Origin of the sequence: Bradyrhizobium sp. Cp5.3 (assembly GCF_000426265.1) — a bacterium.
Classification (GTDB): Bacteria; Pseudomonadota; Alphaproteobacteria; order Rhizobiales; family Xanthobacteraceae; genus Bradyrhizobium; species Bradyrhizobium neotropicale.
On sequence record NZ_AUFA01000001.1, the window covers coordinates 322,213 to 345,633 of the forward strand.

At 64.6% G+C, this 23,421-nt stretch carries 22 protein-coding genes; 16 read left to right on the forward strand and 6 right to left on the reverse strand.

Annotated elements, in window-relative coordinates; all coding sequences use genetic code 11:
- The first annotated feature begins 35 nt into the window (after window positions 1-35).
- Window positions 36-641, forward strand: a complete 606-nt coding sequence (locus K289_RS0101540; RefSeq protein ID WP_027549836.1) for a L,D-transpeptidase — start codon at window positions 36-38, stop codon at window positions 639-641.
- A gap of 89 nt (window positions 642-730) precedes the next feature.
- Window positions 731-1,768: an amino acid ABC transporter substrate-binding protein gene (locus K289_RS0101545; protein ID WP_027549837.1), complete on the forward strand. Its 1,038-nt coding sequence runs from the start codon at window positions 731-733 to the stop codon at window positions 1,766-1,768.
- A 420-nt stretch (window positions 1,769-2,188) separates the two neighbouring features.
- Here the strand turns inward: K289_RS0101545 and K289_RS0101550 are convergent, their stop codons facing one another.
- Entirely contained in the window at window positions 2,189-3,328 is a 1,140-nt protein-coding gene (locus K289_RS0101550; RefSeq protein WP_027549838.1) for an acyl-CoA dehydrogenase family protein, read from the reverse strand.
- A 152-nt stretch (window positions 3,329-3,480) separates the two neighbouring features.
- The gene (locus tag K289_RS0101555; protein ID WP_027549839.1) at window positions 3,481-4,695 is read right to left on the reverse strand and encodes an acyl-CoA dehydrogenase family protein; all 1,215 of its coding nucleotides are present in this window, start codon (window positions 4,693-4,695) and stop codon (window positions 3,481-3,483) included.
- Window positions 4,696-4,853: 158 nt separating this feature from the next.
- On the opposite strand from K289_RS0101555, the gene K289_RS0101560 reads away from it, so the two are divergent.
- Together K289_RS0101560 and K289_RS43780 are read left to right on the forward strand one after the other, a co-directional pair.
- On the forward strand, window positions 4,854-5,399 hold the full coding sequence (locus K289_RS0101560; protein WP_027549840.1) for a carboxymuconolactone decarboxylase family protein: 546 nt from the start codon (window positions 4,854-4,856) through the stop codon (window positions 5,397-5,399).
- Between the two features lie 90 nt (window positions 5,400-5,489).
- Window positions 5,490-5,984: a VOC family protein gene (locus K289_RS43780; RefSeq protein ID WP_035683577.1), complete on the forward strand. Its 495-nt coding sequence runs from the start codon at window positions 5,490-5,492 to the stop codon at window positions 5,982-5,984.
- A 99-nt stretch (window positions 5,985-6,083) separates the two neighbouring features.
- Here the strand turns inward: K289_RS43780 and K289_RS0101570 are convergent, their stop codons facing one another.
- Both K289_RS0101570 and K289_RS0101575 read right to left on the reverse strand, forming a co-directional pair.
- Window positions 6,084-7,316, reverse strand: a complete 1,233-nt coding sequence (locus tag K289_RS0101570; RefSeq protein ID WP_027549841.1) for an MFS transporter — start codon at window positions 7,314-7,316, stop codon at window positions 6,084-6,086.
- A 279-nt stretch (window positions 7,317-7,595) separates the two neighbouring features.
- Entirely contained in the window at window positions 7,596-8,843 is a 1,248-nt protein-coding gene (locus K289_RS0101575) for an MFS transporter (protein WP_027549842.1), read from the reverse strand.
- 187 nt (window positions 8,844-9,030) lie between these two features.
- Here K289_RS0101575 and K289_RS0101580 point away from each other — a divergent pair, with 187 nt between their 5' ends.
- Window positions 9,031-11,103, forward strand: coding sequence for a prolyl oligopeptidase family protein (locus tag K289_RS0101580; protein ID WP_027549843.1), 2,073 nt, complete (start codon window positions 9,031-9,033; stop codon window positions 11,101-11,103).
- Window positions 11,104-11,284: 181 nt separating this feature from the next.
- Here K289_RS0101580 and K289_RS0101585 read toward each other — a convergent pair whose 3' ends face one another.
- The gene (locus K289_RS0101585; RefSeq protein ID WP_027549844.1) at window positions 11,285-11,956 is read right to left on the reverse strand and encodes a DUF938 domain-containing protein; all 672 of its coding nucleotides are present in this window, start codon (window positions 11,954-11,956) and stop codon (window positions 11,285-11,287) included.
- Window positions 11,957-12,193: 237 nt separating this feature from the next.
- On the opposite strand from K289_RS0101585, the gene soxX reads away from it, so the two are divergent.
- From soxX to K289_RS0101640, 11 genes are all read left to right on the forward strand, one after another.
- Window positions 12,194-12,550 carry a sulfur oxidation c-type cytochrome SoxX gene (gene soxX / locus K289_RS0101590; RefSeq protein WP_027549845.1) on the forward strand — a complete coding sequence of 119 codons (357 nt, stop codon included), beginning with the start codon at window positions 12,194-12,196 and terminating at the stop codon, window positions 12,548-12,550.
- Between the two features lie 26 nt (window positions 12,551-12,576).
- Complete coding sequence (gene soxY, locus K289_RS0101595; RefSeq protein ID WP_027549846.1) at window positions 12,577-13,068, forward strand: thiosulfate oxidation carrier protein SoxY; 492 nt, start codon at window positions 12,577-12,579, stop codon at window positions 13,066-13,068.
- Window positions 13,069-13,078: 10 nt separating this feature from the next.
- Window positions 13,079-13,390, forward strand: coding sequence for a thiosulfate oxidation carrier complex protein SoxZ (soxZ, locus tag K289_RS0101600; RefSeq protein WP_027549847.1), 312 nt, complete (start codon window positions 13,079-13,081; stop codon window positions 13,388-13,390).
- A complete protein-coding gene (soxA, locus tag K289_RS0101605) occupies window positions 13,390-14,253 on the forward strand; it encodes a sulfur oxidation c-type cytochrome SoxA (RefSeq protein WP_027549848.1) in 864 nt (287 codons plus the stop codon). The genes soxZ and soxA overlap by 1 nt, the downstream gene beginning before the upstream one ends.
- Window positions 14,250-14,558: a hypothetical protein gene (locus K289_RS0101610; RefSeq protein ID WP_027549849.1), complete on the forward strand. Its 309-nt coding sequence runs from the start codon at window positions 14,250-14,252 to the stop codon at window positions 14,556-14,558. The genes soxA and K289_RS0101610 overlap by 4 nt, the downstream gene beginning before the upstream one ends.
- 56 nt (window positions 14,559-14,614) lie before the next feature.
- Window positions 14,615-16,363, forward strand: coding sequence for a thiosulfohydrolase SoxB (gene soxB / locus K289_RS0101615; protein WP_027549850.1), 1,749 nt, complete (start codon window positions 14,615-14,617; stop codon window positions 16,361-16,363).
- Complete coding sequence (locus tag K289_RS0101620) at window positions 16,360-16,815, forward strand: hypothetical protein (protein WP_027549851.1); 456 nt, start codon at window positions 16,360-16,362, stop codon at window positions 16,813-16,815. Before soxB ends, K289_RS0101620 begins: the two co-directional genes overlap by 4 nt.
- A 181-nt stretch (window positions 16,816-16,996) precedes the next feature.
- Window positions 16,997-18,037 carry an MBL fold metallo-hydrolase gene (locus tag K289_RS0101625; RefSeq protein ID WP_027549852.1) on the forward strand — a complete coding sequence of 347 codons (1,041 nt, stop codon included), beginning with the start codon at window positions 16,997-16,999 and terminating at the stop codon, window positions 18,035-18,037.
- Window positions 18,038-18,119: 82 nt separating this feature from the next.
- Complete coding sequence (locus tag K289_RS50145; protein WP_198024649.1) at window positions 18,120-18,275, forward strand: hypothetical protein; 156 nt, start codon at window positions 18,120-18,122, stop codon at window positions 18,273-18,275.
- A gap of 328 nt (window positions 18,276-18,603) precedes the next feature.
- Window positions 18,604-19,809, forward strand: a complete 1,206-nt coding sequence (locus tag K289_RS0101635) for an MFS transporter (RefSeq protein ID WP_027549853.1) — start codon at window positions 18,604-18,606, stop codon at window positions 19,807-19,809.
- Between the two features lie 221 nt (window positions 19,810-20,030).
- On the forward strand, window positions 20,031-21,746 hold the full coding sequence (locus K289_RS0101640) for an amidohydrolase family protein (RefSeq protein ID WP_027549854.1): 1,716 nt from the start codon (window positions 20,031-20,033) through the stop codon (window positions 21,744-21,746).
- 204 nt (window positions 21,747-21,950) lie between these two features.
- On the opposite strand, the gene K289_RS0101645 is transcribed toward K289_RS0101640, so the two are convergent.
- Window positions 21,951-23,300: an MFS transporter gene (locus K289_RS0101645; protein ID WP_027549855.1), complete on the reverse strand. Its 1,350-nt coding sequence runs from the start codon at window positions 23,298-23,300 to the stop codon at window positions 21,951-21,953.
- Window positions 23,301-23,421: the final 121 nt, after the last annotated feature.

The following is a 23,421-nucleotide window of genomic DNA, read 5'->3' on the forward strand; positions in this document are numbered from 1 at the left end:
ATGATTTGCGCTGTGGCAGCGGGGAGAGCTTTGACATGACGGATTTTCGTCGCCTGACCGGGATATTCATCACAGCCGTTGGCCTGGCCCTCACCACCTCCCTGGTCACCTCATCCGCCTTCGCCCAGCAGCCCGATCGCGGCGACGAGCCGGGCCTGATCGCCGATGACGCCTACCAGCTCGATCCGGAATGGCAGAAGCAGGTCGTCTATTTCCGCACCACCGAAGCGCCGGGCACGATCATCGTCTCGACCGCCGAACGCCACCTTTATCTGGTGCAGCCCGGCGGGCGCGCGATCCGCTACGGCATCGGCGTCGGCCGTGACGGTTTCCAGTGGCAGGGGCTGGTGACCATCACCAACAAGAAGGAATGGCCGGACTGGACGCCGCCGCCGGAGATGATCCAGCGCCAGCCCTATCTGCCGCGCTTCATGGCCGGCGGCCCCGGCAATCCGCTCGGCGCCCGCGCCATGTATCTCGGCACCACCGTCTACCGCATTCACGGCACCAACCGTCCCGACACGATCGGCACCAAGGTGTCATCGGGTTGCTTCCGTCTCGTCAATAACGACGTCGCCGATCTTTATGACCGCGTCCCGGTCGGGACCAAGGTGGTCATCCGGCAGAAGCCCGAACTCTGAGGGTTATGGTTTGAGCATGATCCGCCTCCGGATCATGCTCCTCCCTCCGTCCAAATTCCTTTTCCCGATTATTTCGAGAGAGAGACATCATGCGCACATTTCGAGGCGGCCTGCTGATCGGGCTCGCGGTCGCCGTACTGGTCGGCGTCCTCGCGGTCATCTACGAGTTCTACGACACCCGTACGCTGAAGCGCACGGTCCGGCGCGGCGAGGTGCTGTGCGGCGTCAACAAGGGCCTGCCGGGCTTCTCGATTCCCGACGACAAGGGCAACTGGACCGGCTTCGACGTCGATTTCTGCCGCGCGGTTGCGGCGGCGATCTTCAACGATCCGAGCAAGGCGAAGTTCGTTCCGCTCGACGCCAGCGAGCGCTTCAAGGAATTGCAGAGCCGGAAAGTCGACATCCTCTCGCGCAACTCGACCTGGAGCATGGCGCGCGAGCTCGACTACGACCTCTATTTCCCGGCCGTCGCCTATTACGACGGCGCGGGCTTCATGGTGCCGCGCTCGCGCAACAAGGAAACCTCGCTGGACCTGACCGGCAGCAAGGTCTGCGTGCAAGCCGGCACCACGACGCTGCTCAACCTCACCGACTACTTCCGTGCCAACAACATGAAGTATGAAGAGGTGAAGTTCGACAAGCTGGACGACGTCGTGAAGGCCTACGACACCGGCAAGTGCGACACGCTGACCGCCGACGTCTCCCAGCTCTACGCGCTGCGCCTGAACCTCTCCAAGCCGGGCGACCACATGATCCTGCCCGACATGATCTCCAAGGAGCCGCTCGCCCCCGTCGTGCGCCAGCGCGACGACGACTGGATGATGATCGTGAAGTGGACACTCTACGCGATGATCAATGCCGAAGAGCTCGGCGTCAGCTCGGAGAACATCGACGAAGCCCTGAAGTCGAAGAAGCCCGAGGTGATGCGGCTGGTCGGCACCGAAGGCAATTACGGCGAGCAGCTCGGCCTCACCAAGGACTGGGCCGTGCGCATCATCCGCAACGTCGGCAATTACGGCGAGATGTATGAGCGCAATATCGGCGAGAAGTCCAAGCTGAAGATCCCGCGCGGCATGAACCAGCTCTGGAACGCCGGCGGGGTGCAGTACGCACCGCCGATGCGGTAGGCGGTCTTTCGGCCGTCATTGCGAGGAGCGAAGCGACGAAGCAAGCCAGAGTCTTTCCGCGGAGACAGTCTGGATTGCTTCGCTTCGCTCGCAATGACGAGCTAATGGCACGACCTCTCCACTCTCAGCCGTCATCGCCCGGCTTGTGCGCAATTGCGCACTGGAGCGGGCGATCCAGTATTCCAGAGACGTCGGAGGTACACGGAAAAGCCGCGGCGTACTGGATCGCCCGGTCAAGCCTGGCGATGACAACTACCTTTGTACAACTTCAGACTGCTCCCTCCCCTCATCCTGAGGAGCGCGGAACGCGCGTCTCGAAGGATGAAGGCCGAGGTGCGAGAGCCGGGCCTTCATGGTTCGAGACGCCGAAGGGCGCGGCTCCTCACCATGAGGGGATAGAGCTCAATGCGGGGATGGAGCTCAATACCCCCGCGCCCGCGCGAGTTGCTCGGTGTGGTAGTTGGCGTCGCCGAACAGTTCCTCGCAGACCCGCGCGCGCTTCATGAAGAAGCCGATGTCGAACTGGTCGGTCATGCCCATGCCGCCATGCATCTGCACGCCTTCCTGCACCGCGCGCGTCGCGGTGGTGCCGGCGCGGGCCTTGGCGACCGCGACGGCTGACGCGGCGTTGGCGACATCGGTGTCGAGCGCCTGCAGCGCCTTCATCACGGCGGCGCGGGTGATCTCGATGTCGACATAGAGCTGCGCCGCGCGGTGCTGCAGCGCCTGGAATTCACCAATCAGCTTGCCAAACTGCTTGCGCTGCTTCAGGTACTCCGTGGTGCGGCCGAACAGCTCGTCGCTGAGGCCGACCATCTCGGAGGCCACCGCGCCGCGGCCGATGTCGAGCACGCCGTCGAGCAGGCCGGCGCCCTGATCGACCTCGCCGAGCACGCTGTCGGCATTGATCTCGACATTGGCAAGCTCGATCCGCGCCGCGTTGTGCGAGTCCACCATGATGGTGCGCTCGACCGCAACGCCCTTGGCGTGCGGATTGACCAGGAACAGCGTCAGCCCTTCGCGTTCCCCGGCCGAGCCCGCGGTGCGCGCTGCGACGATCATGAGGTCGGCGACATGGCCATCGACGACCAGCGCCTTGGCGCCGGAGAGCTTGAAGCCGTTGCCCGCGCGCACGGCCTGCAGGTTGGTCTGCAGCGGGCGGTGTTTTGCGCCCTCGTCGACCGCGAGCGTGGCGAGCAGCGAGCCATTCGAGATCTTCGGCAAAAATTCCGACTTCTGCGCGGCATTGCCGCCGCGGTTCAGCGCCGAGGCCGCGACGACGCTGGTCGCGAAGAACGGCGAGGGCATCAACGTGCGGCCGATCTCCTCCATCACCACGCCGGCCTCGACAAAGCCGAGACCGCTGCCGCCGAACTCTTCCGGCACGAGCAGGCCGGCAAAGCCCATCTCGGCGAAGGACTGCCAAAACTCCTTGGAGAAGCCGGTCGGATCCTTGGAGTCGCGCAGGTGGCGCAGATGCGACACCGGCGCCTTGTCGCTGATCAGCCCGCGCGCTGAGTCGCGGAGCATCGATTGTTCTTCGGTGAGGACGAGGGCCATGGTGTGTTTCCGATCAACGTTCTATTTGTTCTTCGTCATTCCGGGATGGCCCGAAGGGCCAGGCCCGGAATCCATACTCCCGATTGGTGGTTATGGATTCCGGGCTCGCCGCTCCCGCGGCGCCCCGGAATGACAGGCTGCAAAAGTGTGCCTCACGCCCCCGGCAGATCGAGGATGCGCTTGGCGACGATGCCGAGCATCACTTCGCTGGTGCCGCCCTCGATCGAATTGGCCTTGGTGCGCAGCCAGGCACGCGGGCGGGCGCCCTGCTTCGAGCGCTCGCTCTCCCACTCCAGCGCATCGACGCCGCCGGCCGACATCAGGATCTCGTAGCGGCGCTTGTTCAGCTCGGTGCCGTAATATTTCATCGCCGAGGAGAACGCCGGATGCGCCTGCCCCGCCTTGGCGAGATCGACCGCGCGCTCGGCGCAGGCCGCAAGTGCGGCTTCATCGACATCGAACGTTGCGATCTGGCCGCGCAGTATCGAATCATCCAGGCGCCCCTGTGCATCGGTGCCGACCGAGTCCGCCGCGATCTGGCCGAGCGGGCGGCCGACGCCGCGTTCGCCCATGCCCGAGATCATCGCGCGTTCGTGCTGCAGCAGGTATTTCGCGACGTCCCAACCGCGGTTGACGGTGCCCACCACATGCGACTTCGGCACGCGGACATTGTCGAAGAAGGTCTCGCAGAACGGCGAGTAGCCGGAGATCAGGAGGATCGGCTTGGTCGACACGCCCTTCGAGGTCATGTCGAACAGGATGAAGCTGATGCCGTCGTGCTTCTTCGCCGCGGGATCGGTGCGCACCAGGCAGAAGATCCAGTCGGCGTAGTTCGCATAGGACGTCCAGATCTTCTGGCCGGTGATGACGAAATCGTCGCCATCGCTCTCGGCGCGGGTCTGCAGCGAAGCGAGATCGGAGCCGGCATTCGGCTCGGAATAGCCCTGGCACCAGCGGATCAGACCCGCGGCGATGTTCGGCAGATGCTCCCGCTTCTGCGCCTCGGTGCCGTACTTGAGCAGCGCCGGCCCGAGCATCCAGATGCCGAAGCTCGACAGCGGCGGCCGCGCACCGATTCGTCCCATCTCCGCGCGCAGCACCTTGTGCTCGGCAGCACTCAAGCCGCCGCCACCATATTCCTTCGGCCAGTCCGGCACGGTCCAGCCCTTGTCGCGCATGCGCTCGAACCAGATGCGCTGCGGCTCGGACGAGAACTTTGCGTTGCGTCCGCCCCAGAACACGTCGGTGTCGGCTGTGGCAGGCTTGCGCATCTCGGGCGGGCAATTGGCCTCGAGCCAGGCGCGCGTCTCGCCGCGGAATGTCTCGAGTTTGGCCGTCTCGGAATCTGTGGTCCTAGAGTCGCTCATGGGTCGTTTCCATCAGTCAAAATCGACTTGTTGCTGGCGACTCTGGGCCATCGCACCGCGGAATTCAACCACTTCCGTATCCGCCGACTACTCACGCCATTGGGCATCAGGCTATAATCGCAGCGACGGCGACGCCTAAAAACAAAGAGGAAACAACGATGCGCCTGAAACTACTTTCGCCTGGCGAAATGAGCGACAACCAGCGGCAGACCTATGAGGAATCGATTGCCGGAAAACGCGGCAAGCCGCCGGCGCCGATGATGGCCTGGCTGAGCAGCCCCGACATGGCCCGCCACGCCACGCGGCTCGGTGAGGTCCTGCGCTTCGATACGGTATTTCCCGCAAAACTCTCGGAGATCGCGATCCTGGTGACGGCGCGGCACTGGACCGCGCACTACGAGTGGTATGCCCACAAGCGCCTCGCGCTTCAGGGCGGAATGAAGCCGGAGATCATCGAAGCGATCCGCGATCGCCGCACGCCGGAGTTCGACGATCCCAAGGCTAAGATGATCTACGACGTCGCGAAGTCGCTGCATGAGGGCCACGGCCTCGAACTGGGCCTCTATGATGAGGCGGTGAACGTGCTCGGCGAACGCGGGCTCGTCGAGGTGATCGGGCTGTGCGGCTACTACACGCTGGTGTCGATGACGCTGAACACGTTCGAGTTCGGTCTGCCAGAGGGCGAGGTGTCGGAGCTGTCCTAGTTGCGCATCCGGAAACGCTGGGTTTCGGGATAGGCTGGTAGCACTGTCCCGAAGCCTGCCCTATGTGGAGTTGGTCAACGGAGCAGCCACATGTCGCAAAATCCAGCCGTCAATGCCGGCACCAGGATCGGTCACGTTCACCTCAAGGTCGCCGATCTCGATCGCGCGCTCGGCTTCTATTGCGGCGTGCTCGGCTTCGAACTGATGCAGCGGATGGGCTCCGGTGCCGCCTTCATCTCGGCCGGCGGCTATCACCACCACATCGGGCTCAACACCTGGGAAAGCAAGGGCGGCTCACCGCCACCGTCCGGCACGACCGGGCTCTATCACACCGCGATCCTGTATCCGACCCGTCCCGCGCTCGCCGATGCGTTGCACCGCGTGCTCTCGGCCGGCATCGCGCTCGACGGCGCCAGCGATCACGGTGTCAGCGAAGCGCTCTATTTGCGCGATCCCGACGAGAACGGCGTCGAGCTGTATTGGGACAAGCCCAGGGAGAAATGGCCGTTCGGGCCGGACGGCAAGCTCGCGATGTTCACCAAGCGGCTGGATCTCGATAATTTGTTGAAGCAGCGGGAGGCGTAAGCACCGCTGAGTCCGTAGGGTGGGTTAGCGAAGCGTAACCCACCACTTCTCTCGCAACCGGAGGGAAAAGAGGTGGGTTACGCCTTCGGCTAACCCACCCTACGAAGTCTTACGCGCGTTGCCACCGCGCATCATGATCAGCGCCGCGGCGACCACCTCCAGCGCGATGCAGACGTAGAACGGCAGCGCGTAGCCGCCGGAGAGATCGCGCAGGAAGCCGACGACACCGGGACCGAATGCATAGGTGACCTGGTTGATCGCGGTGTTGAGGCTGATCAACACGCCGAAGCGGCGCGAATCGAACTCCTGCTGCACGATCAGCGACGGCAACGTGATGAGGTTGCCGACGGAGAAGCCGAACACCGCGCAGGCGGCAATGAGCACGTAATCATTGTGCAGGTTGATCACGACGAGGAGCGCCGCCGCCTGGCTGAGGAACGACAGCGCGGACGCCAGCCGCTGGTTGAGGCGGTCGATCACCATCGAGAACAGCACGCGGCCGACCACCGCCATCGCCGTCAGCACTGCGACGGCGACTGCCGCACGCTCGCGCCCGATCACGGGATCGAGGAACGAGATCAGGTGCACGATGAAGCCGACCTGCGCGAACAGCACCAACGCGAAGGCAGTGGTGACCGTGAGAAAGCCGACATCGCGCAGCGCTTCTTTTCGGATCTGCGCCGGTGATTGCGGTTTTGCGCCGGCCGCCACGTGCCAGCCGTGGCGGTCGGGCGGATGGCCGACGACGATCAGGATCACCGGCAGGAGCAGCACCAGCATGGCACCGGACGCGGCGAACATCGCGCTCGCGAAGCCGACATGGCCGATCATGGTCACCAAGAGCGGCACGCCGGCGATGCCGCCGAAGCTGGCGCCATTGAGCGCCAGGCTGATCGCCATGCCGCGCTTGTGGTCGAACCACAGGCTGATCGTGTTGGTGATCATGGCGAGACTGGTCCCGGCCCAGCCGAAGGCGAGCAGGGCGTCCGCAAGATAGAGCTGCCAGGGCTCGCGCACCGCGCCGATCGCAATTGCTGCGGCCGCCATTGCCAGCGTGCCGGCGATCAGGCTGCGCCGCGGCCCGTATTTTCGGATCGCCTCGCCGACGAAGACGACCAGCAGCGCGCCGAACAGATAGAAGAACGTGGTGCCCGAAGAGATCAGCGAAGCCGACCAGCCATGCGCGCGCTGGAGCTCGGCGACGTAGACGCTCTGCCCGTAGAAGCCGAGCCCCCAGCCGAATGTCGCGAGCAGAAAGCAGACCGCGACGATGCGCCAGCCCTCGTAGCGCAAGGAGGATTCGATCGTAGGGTGTCGAGGGCTGTCCAGCATTGTCGCTTTGTTTTGTTTCCTCCGTCATGCCCGGGCTTGCCGGCTTCGCTGAAGCTACGCCGGCCTAGCACCGAAAGCCCGGCGAAGCCTTGGCGGAGCCGGGTCCCGGGCATCCACGTTCTTCGATCCGCACTAAAGACGTGGATGGCCGGGACAATTGGCGTGAAGACGCGCTTCGCGCTTTAGCCCGGCCATGACGACACCGATTAACAACCTTCGCAAGGCGAACGCTTCGATGCAAATCGAAGCATCAACGCTGCTGACAGACTCCTGCCAGTCTCAGATCGCGTCAGGGAACTCGCCCATGGCCGCCTCCAGCCGTTCCTTGCGACGGCGGGCCCAGGAGGCGAGCGAGAGGACGACGAGGCCGAGCAGGACCGGCGGGAACACCACCATGTTCACGGCCGACCAGCCATAATTCGCGAGCAACTGGCCGGAGGAGAACGAGCCGATCGCCATCATGCCGAACACCAGGAAATCGTTGAAGGCCTGCACCTTGTTGCGCTCCTGCGGACGGTGCGTCTCCAGCACCAGCGCGGAGGCGCCGATGAAGGAGAAATTCCAACCGACGCCGAGCACGATCAGCGTGGCCCAGAAATGCATCGCGGTGATGCCGGAGAGGCCGATCGCAGCCGCGCCCGCTTCCAACAGCAAACCGGCGGCGACGATCTTCGGCGCGCCGAAGCGAGCGATCAGCGAGCCCGTGAAGAAGCTCGGCCCGTACATGGCGACGATGTGCCATTGAATGCCGAAATTAGAATCGCTGACGCTGAGCCCGCAGAGCTTCATGGCGAGCGGCGCCGAGGTCATCACCAGGTTCATCATGGGATAGGCGATGACACCGCACAGCGCTGCAGCGATGAAGCGCGGCTGGGTCACGATGCGGATCAGCGGCCGCCCGCCATGCAGATCAGCCGCCGCCGGCTTCGGAATGTCGACGCCGGCGACGATACCCATCGCCACCAGCGCGACCGCGGCCTGGATCACGAAGCTGAACGCGAACAGATAAGGCGGCCAGACGTCCATGGTCCATTGCACGAGTTGCGGACCGAGCACCCCGGCGAACACGCCGCCGGCCATCACCCAGGACACAGCTTTCGGCCGGTAGGCGGCACTGGCGCCATCGGCCGCGGCAAAACGATAAGACTGCGCCACCGCGCCATAGAGGCCGCCGAGGAAGGTCGCGAGGCAAAACAGCGGAAACGAGGCGTGCAGGATCGCGAACGCGCCGAGCAGGCCGGTGAGCGCGCCGCAGGCGGTGCCGATGATGAACGCAACGCGGCGGCCGAAGCGGCGCGAGATCGCGCCGGTCGGCAGGGTGCCGGCAGCGAGCCCGAGCACATACATCGACAGCGGCACGGTCGCGAGCGACATGTCGGGCGCGAGCGTCGCGCCGACGATCGAGCCGGTGGCGAAGATCACCGCGGAGTTGGCACCGGTCAGGGCCTGCGCGGCCGCAAGGCGCACCACATTGGCACGGACGCGGACGTCGTCGGCGATCTCGTCGGCTGAAGTCACATCTAGCATCGGCATTTCCGCCCGAGGGCTTGGTTGATTCCCGGCACTATGGAGACAGCGGCGGGGCCGGGCAACCGGCGGAAACGAGCGCAAGCCATGCCCCTGACGCAATTGGCCGGAGTATAACGGGGTTTCGCGGTTTACCGCTTGCGCACGATCAAACCGCACCTCGCGTCGATCCGTTGGAGATCCGATCATGTCCGTCGACGACAGGCCTACCCCCTCCGCTCCGGACGATGATCCCTGGCTCTGGCTGGAGGAGGTCGAAGGCGCGCGGGCGCTCGACTTCGTCGAGCGGCAGAATCGGCTGACGCTGGAGAAGTTCGGCGGTCCAGCCTTCGCGCGCGACCGCGACACGCTCGCCGCCATCTACGATCGCCCGGACAACATCCCCTATGTCAGCCGCAGCGACGGCCTGCTCTACAATCTCTGGAAAGACGCAAACCATCCGCGCGGCCTGTGGCGGCGGACCACGATCGCGGAATTTCGCAAACCCAATCCATCCTGGGAGATACTGCTCGACATCGACCAGCTCGCAGCAAAGGAAGGCGAGGACTGGCTGCTGAACGGGTCGAGCTCGCTGCCCGGCGATGCGCCACAGACGATGCTGAGCCTGTCCCGCGGCGGCAGCGATGCCGTCACCTTGCGCGAGTTCGACCTGAACACGAAGAGCTTCGTTGCTGGCGGCTTCACGCTGCCTGAGGCCAAGGGCGGTGCCGCCTGGGTCGATCCTGATACGCTGCTGTTGTCGAGCGCCATTGGCGAGGACATGGCGACGACCTCGGGTTATGCGCGCACGGTGCGGCTGTGGCGCCGCGGCCAGCCCGTAGGGCAGGCGCGCGTGGTGTTCGAGACGACATCCGATCGGATGAGCGCCTATTGCGATGTCGATCGGACCGGCGAGGCGCCGCGGATTCTGTTCGTCGACCGGCAGGACTTCTTCAACTTCGACGTCTGGCTCGGCACCGAAGGTGGCGCGACCGTCAAGCTCGACCTGCCCTCCGACATCTGGCTGCAATTGCACGGCGACTGGATCGCGCTGAAGCTGCGCTCAGCCTGGACTGTCGGCGGCATCACGCATCCTGCGGACACCGTGCTCGGCATCTCGCTGTCGGCCTTCCTCGCGGGACAGCGCAACTTCGCCGTGATCTTCCCGCCCTCGCCGCGCCGCGCGCTGCAAGGCCTGTTCTGGGCCAAGGGCAGGCTGGTGCTGTCCATCCTCGACGAGTTGCGGCCGGTGTTCGAGATCTGCACGCCGTCCGCGGCCGGCTGGAGCAGCACACGCCTGCCCGGGCTTCCCGCGATCGGCGTCGTCGACGTCTGGCGCTTCGATAGCCACGAATCCGAAAGCAATGGCGACCTGCTCGCCAACGTTCAGGATCCGCTCACGCCGCCGTCCCTGATGCTGATCGAGCCGGATGTCGCAAGTCCAACCGTGCTGAAACAGGCGCCGCGAACGTTCAACGCGGATGGTCTCATCGTGACCCAGCACGAGGCGATCTCGATCGACGGCGAGCGCATTCCCTATGTGCAGACGGGTCCCGCCGGCGTGACCGGCGATGCGCCGGTCTATATGAGCGCCTATGGCGGCTTCGGACTGTCGGTGAAGCCCTATTACAATTCAGGCCTCGGCAAGCTGTGGCTGGAGCGCGGCGGCACCATTGTGCAGGCGAATTTGCGCGGCGGCGGCGAGTTCGGCACGCGCTGGCACGATGCCGGGCGGCTCGCCGGCAAGAGATTGTCGCATGACGACTTTGCGGCCGTCGCCGCCGATCTCGTCCGTCGCGGCGTCACGCGCGCCAAGCGCATCGCGGCGCAGGGCGGATCGAACGGCGGCATCCTGATCACCAACATGCTGACGCGCTATCCCGAGCGCTTCGGCGCGCTGTTCTGCACCATCCCTCTGATCGACATGCGCCGCTACACCAAGCTGCTCGCCGGCGCGAGCTGGATCGCGGAATATGGCGACCCGGATAAGCCGGAGGAGTGGGAGTGGCTGCAGACCTACTCGGCCTATCACAACGCAAAGCCGGGCCAACCCTATCCGCCGATCCTGATCGCCACCACGCGGCGCGACGATCGCGTCCATCCCGGACACGCGCGCAAGATGGCGGCAAAGCTCCACGCGATGGGCTATGAGGCCTATTTCTACGAGCCCGCCGCGGGCGGCCACGGCTACGGCAAGGACAACAAGGAGCGCGCCGGCTTCGAGGTGCTGGGCTTTCGCTTTTTGAAGGACAAGATCGGCTGGCAGGACGGCGAGGCGTGAAGGCGGCCTATTGATTGAATCAGCGCGAGCCCAGCAGGTCGTGCACCTCTCCCGCTTGCGGGAGAGGTCGGCGCGAAGCGCCGGGTGAGGGTTCTCTCGTCTTGGGGGTTCTCGATTGCGGAGACACCCTCTCCCCAACCCTCCCCCGCAAGCGGGGGAGGGAGCGCACCTTCTTTGCGCCCTACCGCGAAAACACCAGCATCAGGTTGTTCGCGGGCATGTCGGTGACATCGACGAGACGCAGACCCGCGCCTTGCGCGAGCTCCTCGACGTCGCCGACGTCGCGCACGCCCCATTCGGGATTGCCTTCGCGCAAGGAGGTGTCGAACACGGCATTGCTGAGCGCGGTGTGCTTGCCGTCGCGCTTGAACGGGCCGTAGAGGAACAGCTTGCCGTCGGCCCGCAGATAACGGCCGGCACCAGTGAACAGGCCTTCGGCCACGTTCCACGGCGCGATGTGGATGACATTGGCGCAGAAGATTGCCGCGAGGTTCGCGGGCCCCTGCCCGCTCTTCATGTCCGGGCACCAGTCCGGATCGGACAGATCGATCCGCAGCGGGGTGCGGATGTTCGGCAGGCCGGAATGGACGCGCCAGGCCTCGATGCTCTTCAGATGGCGCTGATTGAGGTCGCTAGGCCACCAGATGAGGCCGGGCGTATGGCGGGCGAAATGGACCACATGCTGGCCGGTTCCGCTGCCGACCTCGACCACATCGCCCGAAACGCCCTTGAGGTGCTTTTCCAGCGCCGCCCACAGCGGCTCGTGATTGCGATGGAATGCCGGCGCATCGAGCCGCCCGTCGGGCTCGACCCGCCCACCGTCCCTGCCAAATTCAACGAGATATTCAGCCAATTGAGATCCCCGAAAAATACGAAAGAAATGAAAACACGACGAAGCGGCGGAACGCCTCGCAATAATGGCCCGCGCCAGGGCCGAATCCGTCAAACAAATAATCTCTGGGTTGCAATGCGCTGGATATTAACGCCATTTTGCAGCATGCATAGTCTTGATTGTCAGGCGATGCCCTTTGTGCTTTGAGCATTATATTTCCGTGAACGAGATCATCGACATAACGGTTCGGAACGCCCCTTGACCGCCCTTCCCCGGAAGCCTTCCCTGATGTTCATGCTGGCTATGCTGGCCGGCCTTGCCGTGAGCCCGGCGCGGGCACAATCCGCTGTTGCCGAGGGCCAGAAGCTCGCCTTTGACCGCGGCAAGGGCAATTGCCTGACCTGCCATGTCATCCAGGGCGGCGACCTGCCCGGAACGATCGGCCCCGCGCTCAAGGACATCAAGAGCAAGTATCCTGACCGCAACGAGCTGTTCGCGATTTTGTTCGATGAGACCAAGCGCAATCCGCAGACCATGATGCCGCCGTTCGGACGGAACCGGATTTTGACCGAACAGGAGATCAACGCGATCGTTGATTTCCTGCAGACCCTGTGAAGGCCGGCACGCCAGGAGACCTTGAGATGACGACAATCACCGGCCCTCTCGCGACGCGGCGCCTGATCCTGCAGGGCGCGGCTTCCGTCGCGCTGATCGGCCTCGGTAACCTGCCGTTTGCCGCCCAGCCCGCGCGCGCCGCAGCCAACGACAAATATCCGGAAGAGGCGTTCAAGCAGAAGAGCGAGGCTGACGCCATCAAGGCGCTCTATGGCAAGACCGCCGAGCCCTCCGACAAGGTCAAGCTGGATGCGCCCGAGATCGCCGAGAACGGCGGCGTCGTGCCGATTGCCGTGACGACCACGCTCGACAAGGTGACCTCGATCTCGTTCTTCGTGGCAGAGAACCCGAACGCGCTCGCAGCGTCCTACAAGATCCCGGACGGAACGGTGCCGAGCGTCTCCAACCGCCTGAAAATGGCGAAGACCACCAACGTCGTCGCGATCGTCGAGGCCGACGGCAAGCTCTACAGCGCGACCAAGGAAGTCAAAGTCACCGTCGGCGGCTGCGGGGGTTAAGGAGATCAAGATGGCATCCACCATTCGCGTGCGCGCCACATCCAACGGCGACATCACCGAGGTGCAGGCGCTGATCCAGCACCCCATGGATTCCGGCTTCGTCAAGGATTCCAAGGGCGAGCTGATCCCGGCGCACTTCATCCAGGAGCTGAAGTTCGAATATAACGGCAAGGACGTCTTCGTCGCCGACTGGGGCCCGGCCGTCTCCAAGGACCCCTACGTCAAGTTCAGCTTCAAGGGGGCCAAGAAGGGCGACGACCTCAAGATCTCCTGGGTCGACAACAAGGGTGCGTCGGATACGACCACCGCGAAGATTTCGTGATGAAGGCGCGATCTGCAATTCTGTTCGGCTCTGCGCTTGCCGCGCTCATCGTGGGCGCTCTGGCGTCAACGCATGTGACCGCGGCCGACAAGGTCGATCCCGCCGCCGACGCCAAGGCGTTCCAGAACTTCTTCTTCCAGAAGTTTCCGAACGTGAAGCACGAGGATTTCGCCAACGGTCCTTATTCCATGAACGAGGACATGAAGCGGCAGTGGCAGGAGAAGGAGGAATTCCCGCCTTACGAGTTTGCGCTCGATGCCGGCAAGGAAATGTTCGCGACGCCGTTCAAGAACGGCAAGACCTATGCCGACTGCTTCCCGGACGGTGGCATCGGCATCCGCCAGAACTATCCCTATTTCGACGAGAAGGAAGGCAAGGTCGTCACGCTGGAACTCGCGCTCAACCGCTGCCGCGAAGCCAATGGCGAAGCGCCCTATTCCTACGTCAAGGACGAGATGGCCTCGCTGACCGCCTATATGGCCTACACCTCGCGCGGCAAGCTGATGGACATCAAGATCCCCGACGATCCGCGGGCGCTGGCCGCTTTCGAGAACGGCAAGCGCTATTTCTACACGCGTCGGGGCCAGATGAACTTCTCCTGCGCGAGCTGCCATGTGCAGAGCCCGGGCGAGCGCATCCGCGCCGAGGTCCTGGCACCCGCGCTCGGCATCCTCAATGCGATGCCGATCTACCGCTCCGAATGGAGCAGCATGGGCACGACCAGCCGCCGCTTCGTCACCTGCAACAGCCAGACCCGCGCGGTTCCGCTGGAGCCGCAGTCGGACGAATATCGCGACGTCGAATATTTCCTCTCCTATGTCGCTAACGGCCTGCCGATTTCCGGACCGGGAGCGCGGCCATGAAGCGGTCACTTTCACTCGCCCTGCTGCTCGCGGTGATCTTCGCGCTGCCCCCGGCACGCGCGGCGACCGAAGCGGACTACAAGGCGGCCTATGCCGCCGCGGAAGCCGCTTCCAAGGAGGCGGCCGGCTTGCGCAACCAGTGGACCACGACCGTCGCGACTCTGGCGGCGGCGAAGAAGGCGGCCGATGGCGGCGACTTCGACCGCGCAATTGCCGCAGCGAAAGAGGCCGAGGCGCTGGCAAAGGCGTCGATCTTCCAGGCAACGTCGGAAAAAGAAGCCTGGAAGACGATGGAAATCCGCTAGACTGGGCCTCCTGTGGAACCGTCGGACTGGCGTTAAGGGGCGCGGAGTACTCAAGCATGGCTATCCGCCGCCGCGATTTCCTGAAGAGCGCAGGCGCCATCGCCGCATCGATCGGCCTGCCGCGGCTTGCGCGCGGCGCCGAAGCCGCGAGCATCTACGACCTCGAACATTTCGGCAATGCGCGGATCCTGCACATCACCGACACGCATGCGCAGCTCAATCCGGTCTATTTTCGCGAGCCCAGCGTCAATATCGGCATCGGCGAGATGGCGGGACGGCCGCCGCACCTGGTCGGCCGCGCCTTCCTGGACCGGTTCGGCATCCGGCCCGACAGTGCGGACGCCTATGCCTTCACCTGCTTCGAGTTCGAGAAATCCGCGGCACGTTTCGGTAAGCTCGGCGGCTTTGCCCATCTGAAGACGCTGATCGACCGCTTGCGCGGCGATGTCGGCGAGAAGCATTCCTTGCTGGTCGACGGCGGCGACCTCTGGCAGGGCACGGGGCTCGCCCATGTCATGCAGGGCCGCGACATGGTCGAGGTCGCCAATTTGCTCGGCATTGAGGCGATGACCGGGCATTGGGAATTCACCTATGGCGAGCAGGCGCTGCGCGACAATCTCGAGCGCTTCAAGGGCGAGTTTCTGGCGCAGAACGTCTTCCTGACCGAGGAAGCCGCGTTCAACGACGCCCGCGCCTTCGACAAGGCCACGGGCCGCGTGTTCAAGCCTTCGATGATCAAGGAGCTCGGCGGCCATCGCGTCGCGATCATCGGCCAGGCCTTCCCCTACGTGCCGATCGCGCATCCCAAGCGGTTCACGCCGGACTGGACTTTCGGCATCCGCGAGGAGGAATTGCAGAAGCATGTCGACGCCCTGCGCGGCCACGACAAGGTCGATGCGGTCATTCTGCTGTCGCACAACGGCATGGATGTCGACCTCAAGCTTGCAAGCCGCGTCACCGGCATCGATGTCATCCTCGGCGGCCACACCCATGACGCCGTGCCGCAGCCGGTCGCGGTGAAGAATGCGAGCGGCACGACGCTCGTCACCAATGCCGGCTCCAACGGAAAATTTCTGGCGGTGCTCGATCTCGCGCTCGACAAGGGCAAAGTCAGCGACGTCAGATATCATCTGCTGCCGGTCTATTCCGAGCTATTGAAGCCGGATCCAGCAATGTCCGAACTGATCGGCCGGGTGCGCGCGCCGCATGTGATGGACTGGTCGGAGAAGATCGCAACGCCCGATCGCCTGCTCTATCGCCGCGGCAACTTCTCGGGTCCCGTCGATCAGCTGATTTGCGCGGCATTGCGTACCGAGCTCGATGCCGAGATCGCGCTGTCACCGGGCTTTCGCTGGGGCGTCACCGCGCTGCCAAATCAGGCCCTGACCATGGAGGACGTGCTCGCGGAGACCGCGATCACCTATCCCGAGACTTATGTGCAGGAGATGACGGGCGCGCAGATCAAGGACGTGCTCGAGGACATCTGCGACAATCTCTTCAACGCCGACCCCTATTATCAGCAGGGCGGCGACATGGTCCGCGTCGGCGGCCTCACCTACACCTGCACGCCGGCGGGCGCAGCCGGCGGTCGCATCTCGGAGCTGCAGCTCGATGGCGGCAAGCCGCTGGCCGCAAACAAGCGCTACAAGGTCGCGGGCTGGGCCTCGATCAACGCGCAGCAGGGCGCGCCGGTGTGGGATGTCGTCGGCAAATATCTGCGGTCGGGCCGGATGCCCGAACCGTACCATTCCGGCGTCACGTTGCAGGGCGTCGAGGACAATCCAGGAATCGCAGGACAGGGATGACGCATTTGCAGATGTTTCGCGCCATGATGCTGGCGCTGCTCGCCGTCGTGGCGGCACCGGTCGCTGCGCAGCAGGTGCCGCTCCAGGACAAGCCGTTCGCAGAGCACAAGATCGTGCTGCAACTGTCCGACGGCGATGCCAGGAAGCAGGCGCTGGTGCTCAGCGTCGCCAACAACCTCCTGAAGTTCTACGACCCCGACAAGGTCGCGGTCGAGGTGGTGGCGTTCGGTCCCGGCATCGACCTGCTGCTCACCGGCAGCGACCATCGCAAGCAGGTCGAAAGCCTGATTGCACAGGGCGTGCGCTTCGACATCTGTCTCAACACCGTCGATACGATCGAGCGGGAAAGCGGCAAGCGGCCGGACTTCATCCCCTCCGCGACCCCGGTGCAGGTCGGGGTCGGACAGATCCTGTTCCTGACCGAGAACGGCTACACGCTGGTAAGGCCCTGACCTCCGTCGTCATTCCGGCGCGGCTCGCAGAGTCGAACCCGGAATGACTGTAGGTAAAATGGTCATTGCTACAGCCCCATAGAGCAAAATATTCCCCATTTCCCTCCCCATACAGTGACTTGCTTCTCTTTTTTACCCGTGGCGTAGTAGGAACCGGAATCAATTCACGCCGGGGCCTGCCATGATCTTTCGCCAGCTCTTCGACAGCGTTTCGGGCACCTACAGCTACGTCCTTGCCAGTCGCCCCGGCGGCGAGGCGCTGATCCTCGATCCCGTGCTGGAGAAGGTCGATCGCTACTGCCAATTGCTGCGCGAACTCGACCTCAAGCTGGTCAAGGCGGTCGACACTCATCTTCATGCCGACCATGTCACTGGACTCGGCGAGCTGCGCGACCGCACCCATTGCATGACCATCATGGGCGACCAGAGCAAGGCCGACGTGGTGGCGATGCGCGTCTCCGATGGTGACAAGGTGACGATCGAGGGCCTGTCGCTCGACGTGATGTACACGCCCGGCCACACCGACGATTCCTATTCCTATCTGATGGGCGACCGCGTTTTCACCGGCGACACGCTGCTGATCCGCGGCACCGGCCGCACCGATTTCCAGAACGGCTCTTCGCGCGCGCAATACGATTCGATCTTCAATCGCCTGCTCAAGCTGCCGGACGAGACGCTGGTCTTCCCGGCGCATGACTACAAGGGCGATACCGTTTCCACCATCGGCGAGGAGAAGCGCTACAACCCGCGGCTCCAGGTACGCTCGGTCGACGAATATATCGAGCTGATGGCCAATCTGAAGCTGCCCAATCCGAAGATGATGGACGTGGCGGTGCCGGCCAACATGCATGTCGGCCTGCATCAGGAGGAATTGGAGAAGGAGGGCCGCGCGCTGAGCGCCGTCGACGCGATCCGCTCGCTGGGCCGGCCCGACATTCTGCTGGTCGATTTGCGCGAAACCAACGAGCGCGCCAAACACGGCATGCTCGAGGGCGCACTACATGCGCCCTATCCGTCGATCGAGGAGAGCCTGAAGCCCGGCGGCATGCTGCGCGAGGTCGCGGCCGCCACCGGCCGCCGCGTCGTGTTCTTCTGCGCCTTCGGCGAGCGCTCGGCGATGGCGGTGACCGCGGCGAAAGAAGCCGGCCTTTCCAACACCGCCCATATCGCCGGCGGCATCGACGCCTGGAAGAAGGCTGGCGGTCCGGTGGTGCAGGGCTGACGCCTCGGCCGCTTGAGATAAGTCAGGAACCGCCCATATTTCCGGATAGAAGCGGATGCAGCATCACCATCCGGGAACAGTCATGGCCAAGACCGGCAAGACCAGCGCGCCACCCAAGAAGGCCGACGACAAGGCGAAGAAGCCACAGCCTCCGCGCGACGGCGACGACGATTACGAGGACGGCGACATCGCCACGCCGAAGCGCGATCGCTACGGCAATGATGACGAGCCGTTGTGAGGGGGACCCTGACCACGCTCTCAACTGTCGTCCTGGCGAAAGCACGACCCATTCCCCCAGGGAGGAGCCGTGGCGCGACCTGCTGACCACGAGTCTTCGCCAAACAACTCCCTGTGGTAATGGGTCCAGGGTCAGCGCTCGCTCTGCTCGCTTGTCCAGGACGACGTGGGTGAAGCCTTGCCGGCCTTGCTGGCTTCCGTCAGGACGACGAAGGGGGCGAGCCCTCCCACACGACCCGCCCCGAACTACCTGCCATGCGCCGCCGTTCATGGACAAATAACCGCTCTGCCCGATAGTTTGCGCCCCAAGGACGCAAAACGGAACTGCAATGGTCGACGTTCTCGCCGCACCGCAGCAAGGCAAGGCGGACAGCGCGCTGACGCTGACCGGAATCTCGATCGCGCATTGGGTCAGCCATTTCCATATGCTGGTCCTGCCGATGCTGTTCCCGTTCCTGAAGAACCAGCTTGGCGTCGGCTATATCGAACTCGGCTTCGCGCTGACCGTGTTCGCGGTGGTGTCCGGCCTGACTCAGGCGCCGACCGGCTATCTCGTCGACCATTTTGGCGCGCGCAAGATCCTGCTGGCCGGGCTCGTCCTCGGCGGCTTCGCGCTGATCCTGCTCGGCCTGCACCTCAGCTACGCCTCGCTGATCGCCTGCGCCGTGCTGCTTGGGCTCGCCAACAGCGTCTATCATCCCGCCGACTACGCGATCCTTGCCGAACACATGGATGAGGCGCGGATGGGCCGCGCCTTCTCGATCCACACCTTTGCCGGCTTTCTCGGCGGCGCGGTCGCGCCGGCGATCGTCGCGGCGCTCGTCACCGTGTCCGGTGGCGTCGGCGCGCTGATCGCATCGGGCGCGATCGGCGGCGCGGTGGCGCTGCTGCTGGTTGCCATGAACATTCCCGACGCCGGCGCGCACAAGAAGAAGCCGGGCAGCGCCAATGCGCCGAAGCAGGCCGTCATCACCCCGGCGCTGATCATGCTGACCGCGCTCTTCATGCTGCTGAGCCTGTCGGTCGCCGGCATCAATAATTTCGGCGTGGTCGCGCTGATGAGCGGCTATGGGGCCTCCTATTCCACGGCCAACGTTGTGCTGACCGCATTCCTCGCAGCCAGCGCCATCGGCGTGCTCGCGGGCGGCTTTCTCGCCGATCGCACTGAGCGTCACGGCCAGGTCGCAGCGGCCTGCTTTGCCGTAAATGCGGCGATCGTGCTGCTGATCGCGCTCGTCACGATGCCGGGCTGGGCCCTCACCGTCGCGATGACGGCCGCGGGCTTCCTTTCCGGCGTGATCGCGCCCTCCCGTGACATGCTGGTGCGCAATGCCGCGCCCCCGGGCGCCGCCGGCCGCGCCTTCGGCATCGTCTCCACCGGCTTCAATCTCGGCGGCGTCATCAGCCCGCTGCTGTTCGGCTGGATCATGGACCAGAGCGCGCCACACTGGGTGTTCGGCGCCTCCGTGATCTTCATGGTGGCGACGGTGGTGCTGTCGCCGTTCACCGAGCGGAAGCCGCAAAACGCTTCGTGAGCCCACCGGCTCAGCCACAAACTCGACTGTCGTCCCGGGGCGCGAAGTCGCGAGCCCGGGATCCATAACCCCAGGGAGTAGTTGCGGCGTGAGATTGGCAGCCACGAGTCTTCGCCAAACCACTCCCTGTGGTTATGGGTCCCGGATCTGCGCTCCGCTTCGCTGCGCTTGTCCGGGACGACGCTGGAGAGAAGTAACAACAACCATTGGGAAGAAACACCATGACCAATCTTGATCTCGTGATCCGCGGCGGCACCATCGCAGATGGCCGCGGCGGCGAGCTGTTCGAGGCTGATGTCGCCATCACCGGCGGCAGCATCAGCGAGGTCGGGAAGGTTGCGGCAAAGGGACGAGAAGAGATCGATGCGCGCGGCAAGCTGGTGACGCCGGGCTTCGTCGACGTCCACACGCATTATGACGGCCAGGTCACCTGGAGCCAGGACATCACGCCGTCCTCGCAGAACGGCGTCACCACCGCGATCATGGGCAATTGCGGAGTCGGCTTCGCGCCGTGCAAGCCGGACGATCACATCCGCCTGATCCAGCTCATGGAAGGCGTCGAGGACATTCCCGAGCCGGTGCTGAGCGCCGGCATTCCCTGGGCCTGGGAGAGCTTTCCGGACTACATGAACTGGCTGTCGAAGCGCGACTTCGACATCGACGTCGGCGCGCAGCTGCCGCATGCGGCGCTGCGTGTCTATGTCATGGGCGAGCGCGGCGCGCGCCGCGATCCGTCGACGGCGGAGGACAATGCGGCGATGGCAAAGCTCGCGGGCGAGGCCGTGCGTTCGGGCGCGCTCGGCTTCTCGACCTCGCGCACGCTCAACCATCGCACCTCGACCGGCGATTTCACGCCGACGCTGAAGGCGGGCGAGGACGAGCTCACCGCGATCGCCGGCGCGATGCACCGCGAGGGCCGCAGCGTGCTGCAATTCGTGCTCGATCTCTCCACCATCCACGAAGACCTGCCGATGATGCTGCGGGTCGCAGACAACACCAAATGCCCGATCTCGTTCTCGATCACGCAGAACGACAAGTCGCCGCGGCGCTGGCGGCAGACGCTTGACGAGATCAACGCGGCGGCGAAGCGCGGCCTCTCCATCACCGCGCAGATTGCGGCACGCCCCGTCGGCCTCCTGCTCGGGCTCGAGCTGTCGCGCAATCCGTTCCAGACCCATCCGAGCTACAAGGCGATCGCGCATCTGCCGCCAGGGGAGCGGCTGGCGCGGCTGCGCCAGCCGGACGTACGCAAGGCGATCCTGAGTGAAACAGCAACCGCCACCGACGATCCGCTGTTCTTCCGTCCCGACTACGACAAGATGTTCCTGCTCGGCGATCCCCCGGACTACGAGCAGCCGCCGGAGAACGCGCTGGGCCCGCAGGCGCGCAAGCAGGGCCGCCAGCCGGAGGAGCTCGCCTATGACGCGATGCTGACGGACGACGGCCGCGGCATGCTCTACGTGCCCTTCCTCAACTATTCCGACGGCAATCTGGACGCGACGCGCGAAATGCTGATCGATCCGCAATCGGTACCCGGCCTCTCCGACGGCGGCGCGCATTGCGGCATCATCTGCGATGCGAGCTTTCCGACCTACCTGCTGACGCACTGGACGCGCGACCGCAAGCGCGGCGAAAAGCTGTCGATCCCCTTCGTCGTCGCGGCGCAGTCGCGCAAGACCGCACTCTCGGTCGGTCTCACCGACCGCGGCCTCATTGCTCCCGGCTATAAGGCTGACGTCAACGTGATCGACTATGACCGATTGCATCTGCACCCGCCGAAGGTGCATTACGATCTGCCGGTCGGCGGACGAAGGCTGCTGCAGGACGTCGACGGCTATGAGGCCACGATCGTGTCGGGTGTGGTGACACGGCGGCATGGCGAGGCGACCGGACGCCGGCCGGGAAAGCTGATTCGCGGCGCGCAGGCTGTGAACTAGCAAGACGATTGCGCCCTCCCCTGGAGGGGGAGGGTCGGCTCACATTGAGCGTAGCGAAAAATGAGACGGGGTGGGTGATCTCTCGGCACGGGCAGCGTTCGACGCGGAGGGACCGTCACCCCACCCCGCTACGCATTCCGCTTCGCTACATGCGTAGCGACCCTCCCCCTCCAGAGGAGGGTCAGATCGGACAGCACGCCAACCTTACGTCGGCGACACCACGCCCTTCAGCGCGTTCGGCTGCGGGGCGGCGCTGCGGGTCAGCCTGGCGCGCTCGGTGTTCGGCCAGAGCAGCAGCAGGCCGAGCAGGCCGGAGCCGACCATGACCGCGGCGTTGATGGTGAAGCCGGTCATGTAGCCGTCGAGCATGCTGCCGGCGCGCTGGATCACCGTGCCCATCACGCTCGGCGCGATGATGCCGGCGAGCGTGTAGAGCGCGCCGTAGATCGCGAGGACCGCGCCGCGCTGCGACACCGGCGTGAACTCGCCGAGCATGGGCGGGCAAACCACGTAGATCGCGCCGCACAGGCCCGTTCCGACCACGAGCAGCGTGAGCTGAAGGCCGGCGCCCGCGACATGCGGCATCATCGCCAGGATCACGCCGCCGATCACCAGCGGCACGGAGCCGAGCACGCCGCGCGCGATGCGGGTGGTGGCGCCGCGCGCCATCATCACCTGCGAGATCCAGCCCGTCAGGATCACGATGGTGGCGCCGAACACCCAGGGCAGCGTCGAGATCCAGCCTGCATCGCTTTGCGAGAAGCCGAGCCCCTTGATGATGAAGGGCGTGAACCAGGTGAGCCCGAGCGACAGCGCCCAGTACGCACCGAAGGTCGCGGCCACGCAGCCGACAAAGGTGCGCGAGGTGAGGAGCTGGAGATAGGGGATCTTCGGTTCGGTGGCCGCCAGGGCTTGCGTATCCTCCAGCGGGCCTTCCCTGCCGAGCGCGAGCCAGGCCGCGACCCAGATCAGGCCGGTGACGCCGAGCGCGCCAAAGGCATAGTGCCAGGAATGATTGACGATGATCCAGTTCAGCGCCGGCACCGCGAGGATCACGCCGAAGGCAGAGCCCTGCGACAGGATCGCGGTCGGCAGCGTGCGCTTCTCATCGGGGAACCACTTGTAGATGGCGTGCGCGGCGACCGAAAAGGCCGGGCCTTCGCCCGCGCCCAGCACGATGCGGCAGATCAGCAGCGTGGTGAAGCTGACGGTGCCGACCATCGGAAACTGCGCCAGCGCCCAGATCACCGCAAGCGTCAGCAGCACCCAGCGCGTCTGCACCTTGTTGACGATGAAGCCGACCACGATGGCCGAGATCGAGAACAGGAAGAAGAACGACGAACCGAGCAGGCCGAATTGCTCGGCATCGAGCTTCAGGTCGGTCATGATCGGCACGCCGGCAAGACCCACGACGATCTTGTCGGCGAAGTTGACCAGCATGAACAGAAACAGGAGGAATGTCACCGTCCAGGCGCCCTTCGGCGTCTCCTTGCCGGCTTCTCTCGACGTCCCTGTCGTCTTGCCCGCCGCCATTGGCGATCCCTGAGCGCTCATCGTTCTCCCCGCTGTCCCTTTTAGCACTTTTTTGATTTGGCCGTTTTGGAGCTAACAACGGCTTTGAAGCCAACGCAACCCCGGCATTTCCCCATCAAGTGTGCTACGCAGCATCCCGGTT

Bases quoted from the DNA above. Each gene is read 5' to 3' on its own strand.
- K289_RS0101540 (WP_027549836.1), top strand. From the start codon at position 36: ATGACGGATTTTCGTCGCCTGACCGGGATATTCATCACAGCCGTTGGC.
- K289_RS0101545 (WP_027549837.1), top strand. From the start codon at position 731: ATGCGCACATTTCGAGGCGGCCTGCTGATCGGGCTCGCGGTCGCCGTA.
- K289_RS0101550 (WP_027549838.1), bottom strand. From the start codon at position 3,328: ATGGCCCTCGTCCTCACCGAAGAACAATCGATGCTCCGCGACTCAGCG.
- K289_RS0101555 (WP_027549839.1), bottom strand. From the start codon at position 4,695: ATGAGCGACTCTAGGACCACAGATTCCGAGACGGCCAAACTCGAGACA.
- K289_RS0101560 (WP_027549840.1), top strand. From the start codon at position 4,854: ATGCGCCTGAAACTACTTTCGCCTGGCGAAATGAGCGACAACCAGCGG.
- K289_RS43780 (WP_035683577.1), top strand. From the start codon at position 5,490: ATGTCGCAAAATCCAGCCGTCAATGCCGGCACCAGGATCGGTCACGTT.
- K289_RS0101570 (WP_027549841.1), bottom strand. From the start codon at position 7,316: ATGCTGGACAGCCCTCGACACCCTACGATCGAATCCTCCTTGCGCTAC.
- K289_RS0101575 (WP_027549842.1), bottom strand. From the start codon at position 8,843: ATGCTAGATGTGACTTCAGCCGACGAGATCGCCGACGACGTCCGCGTC.
- K289_RS0101580 (WP_027549843.1), top strand. From the start codon at position 9,031: ATGTCCGTCGACGACAGGCCTACCCCCTCCGCTCCGGACGATGATCCC.
- soxY (WP_027549846.1), top strand. From the start codon at position 12,577: ATGACGACAATCACCGGCCCTCTCGCGACGCGGCGCCTGATCCTGCAG.
- soxZ (WP_027549847.1), top strand. From the start codon at position 13,079: ATGGCATCCACCATTCGCGTGCGCGCCACATCCAACGGCGACATCACC.
- soxA (WP_027549848.1), top strand. From the start codon at position 13,390: ATGAAGGCGCGATCTGCAATTCTGTTCGGCTCTGCGCTTGCCGCGCTC.
- K289_RS0101610 (WP_027549849.1), top strand. From the start codon at position 14,250: ATGAAGCGGTCACTTTCACTCGCCCTGCTGCTCGCGGTGATCTTCGCG.
- soxB (WP_027549850.1), top strand. From the start codon at position 14,615: ATGGCTATCCGCCGCCGCGATTTCCTGAAGAGCGCAGGCGCCATCGCC.
- K289_RS0101620 (WP_027549851.1), top strand. From the start codon at position 16,360: ATGACGCATTTGCAGATGTTTCGCGCCATGATGCTGGCGCTGCTCGCC.
- K289_RS0101625 (WP_027549852.1), top strand. From the start codon at position 16,997: ATGATCTTTCGCCAGCTCTTCGACAGCGTTTCGGGCACCTACAGCTAC.
- K289_RS50145 (WP_198024649.1), top strand. From the start codon at position 18,120: ATGGCCAAGACCGGCAAGACCAGCGCGCCACCCAAGAAGGCCGACGAC.
- K289_RS0101635 (WP_027549853.1), top strand. From the start codon at position 18,604: ATGGTCGACGTTCTCGCCGCACCGCAGCAAGGCAAGGCGGACAGCGCG.
- K289_RS0101640 (WP_027549854.1), top strand. From the start codon at position 20,031: ATGACCAATCTTGATCTCGTGATCCGCGGCGGCACCATCGCAGATGGC.
- K289_RS0101645 (WP_027549855.1), bottom strand. From the start codon at position 23,300: ATGAGCGCTCAGGGATCGCCAATGGCGGCGGGCAAGACGACAGGGACG.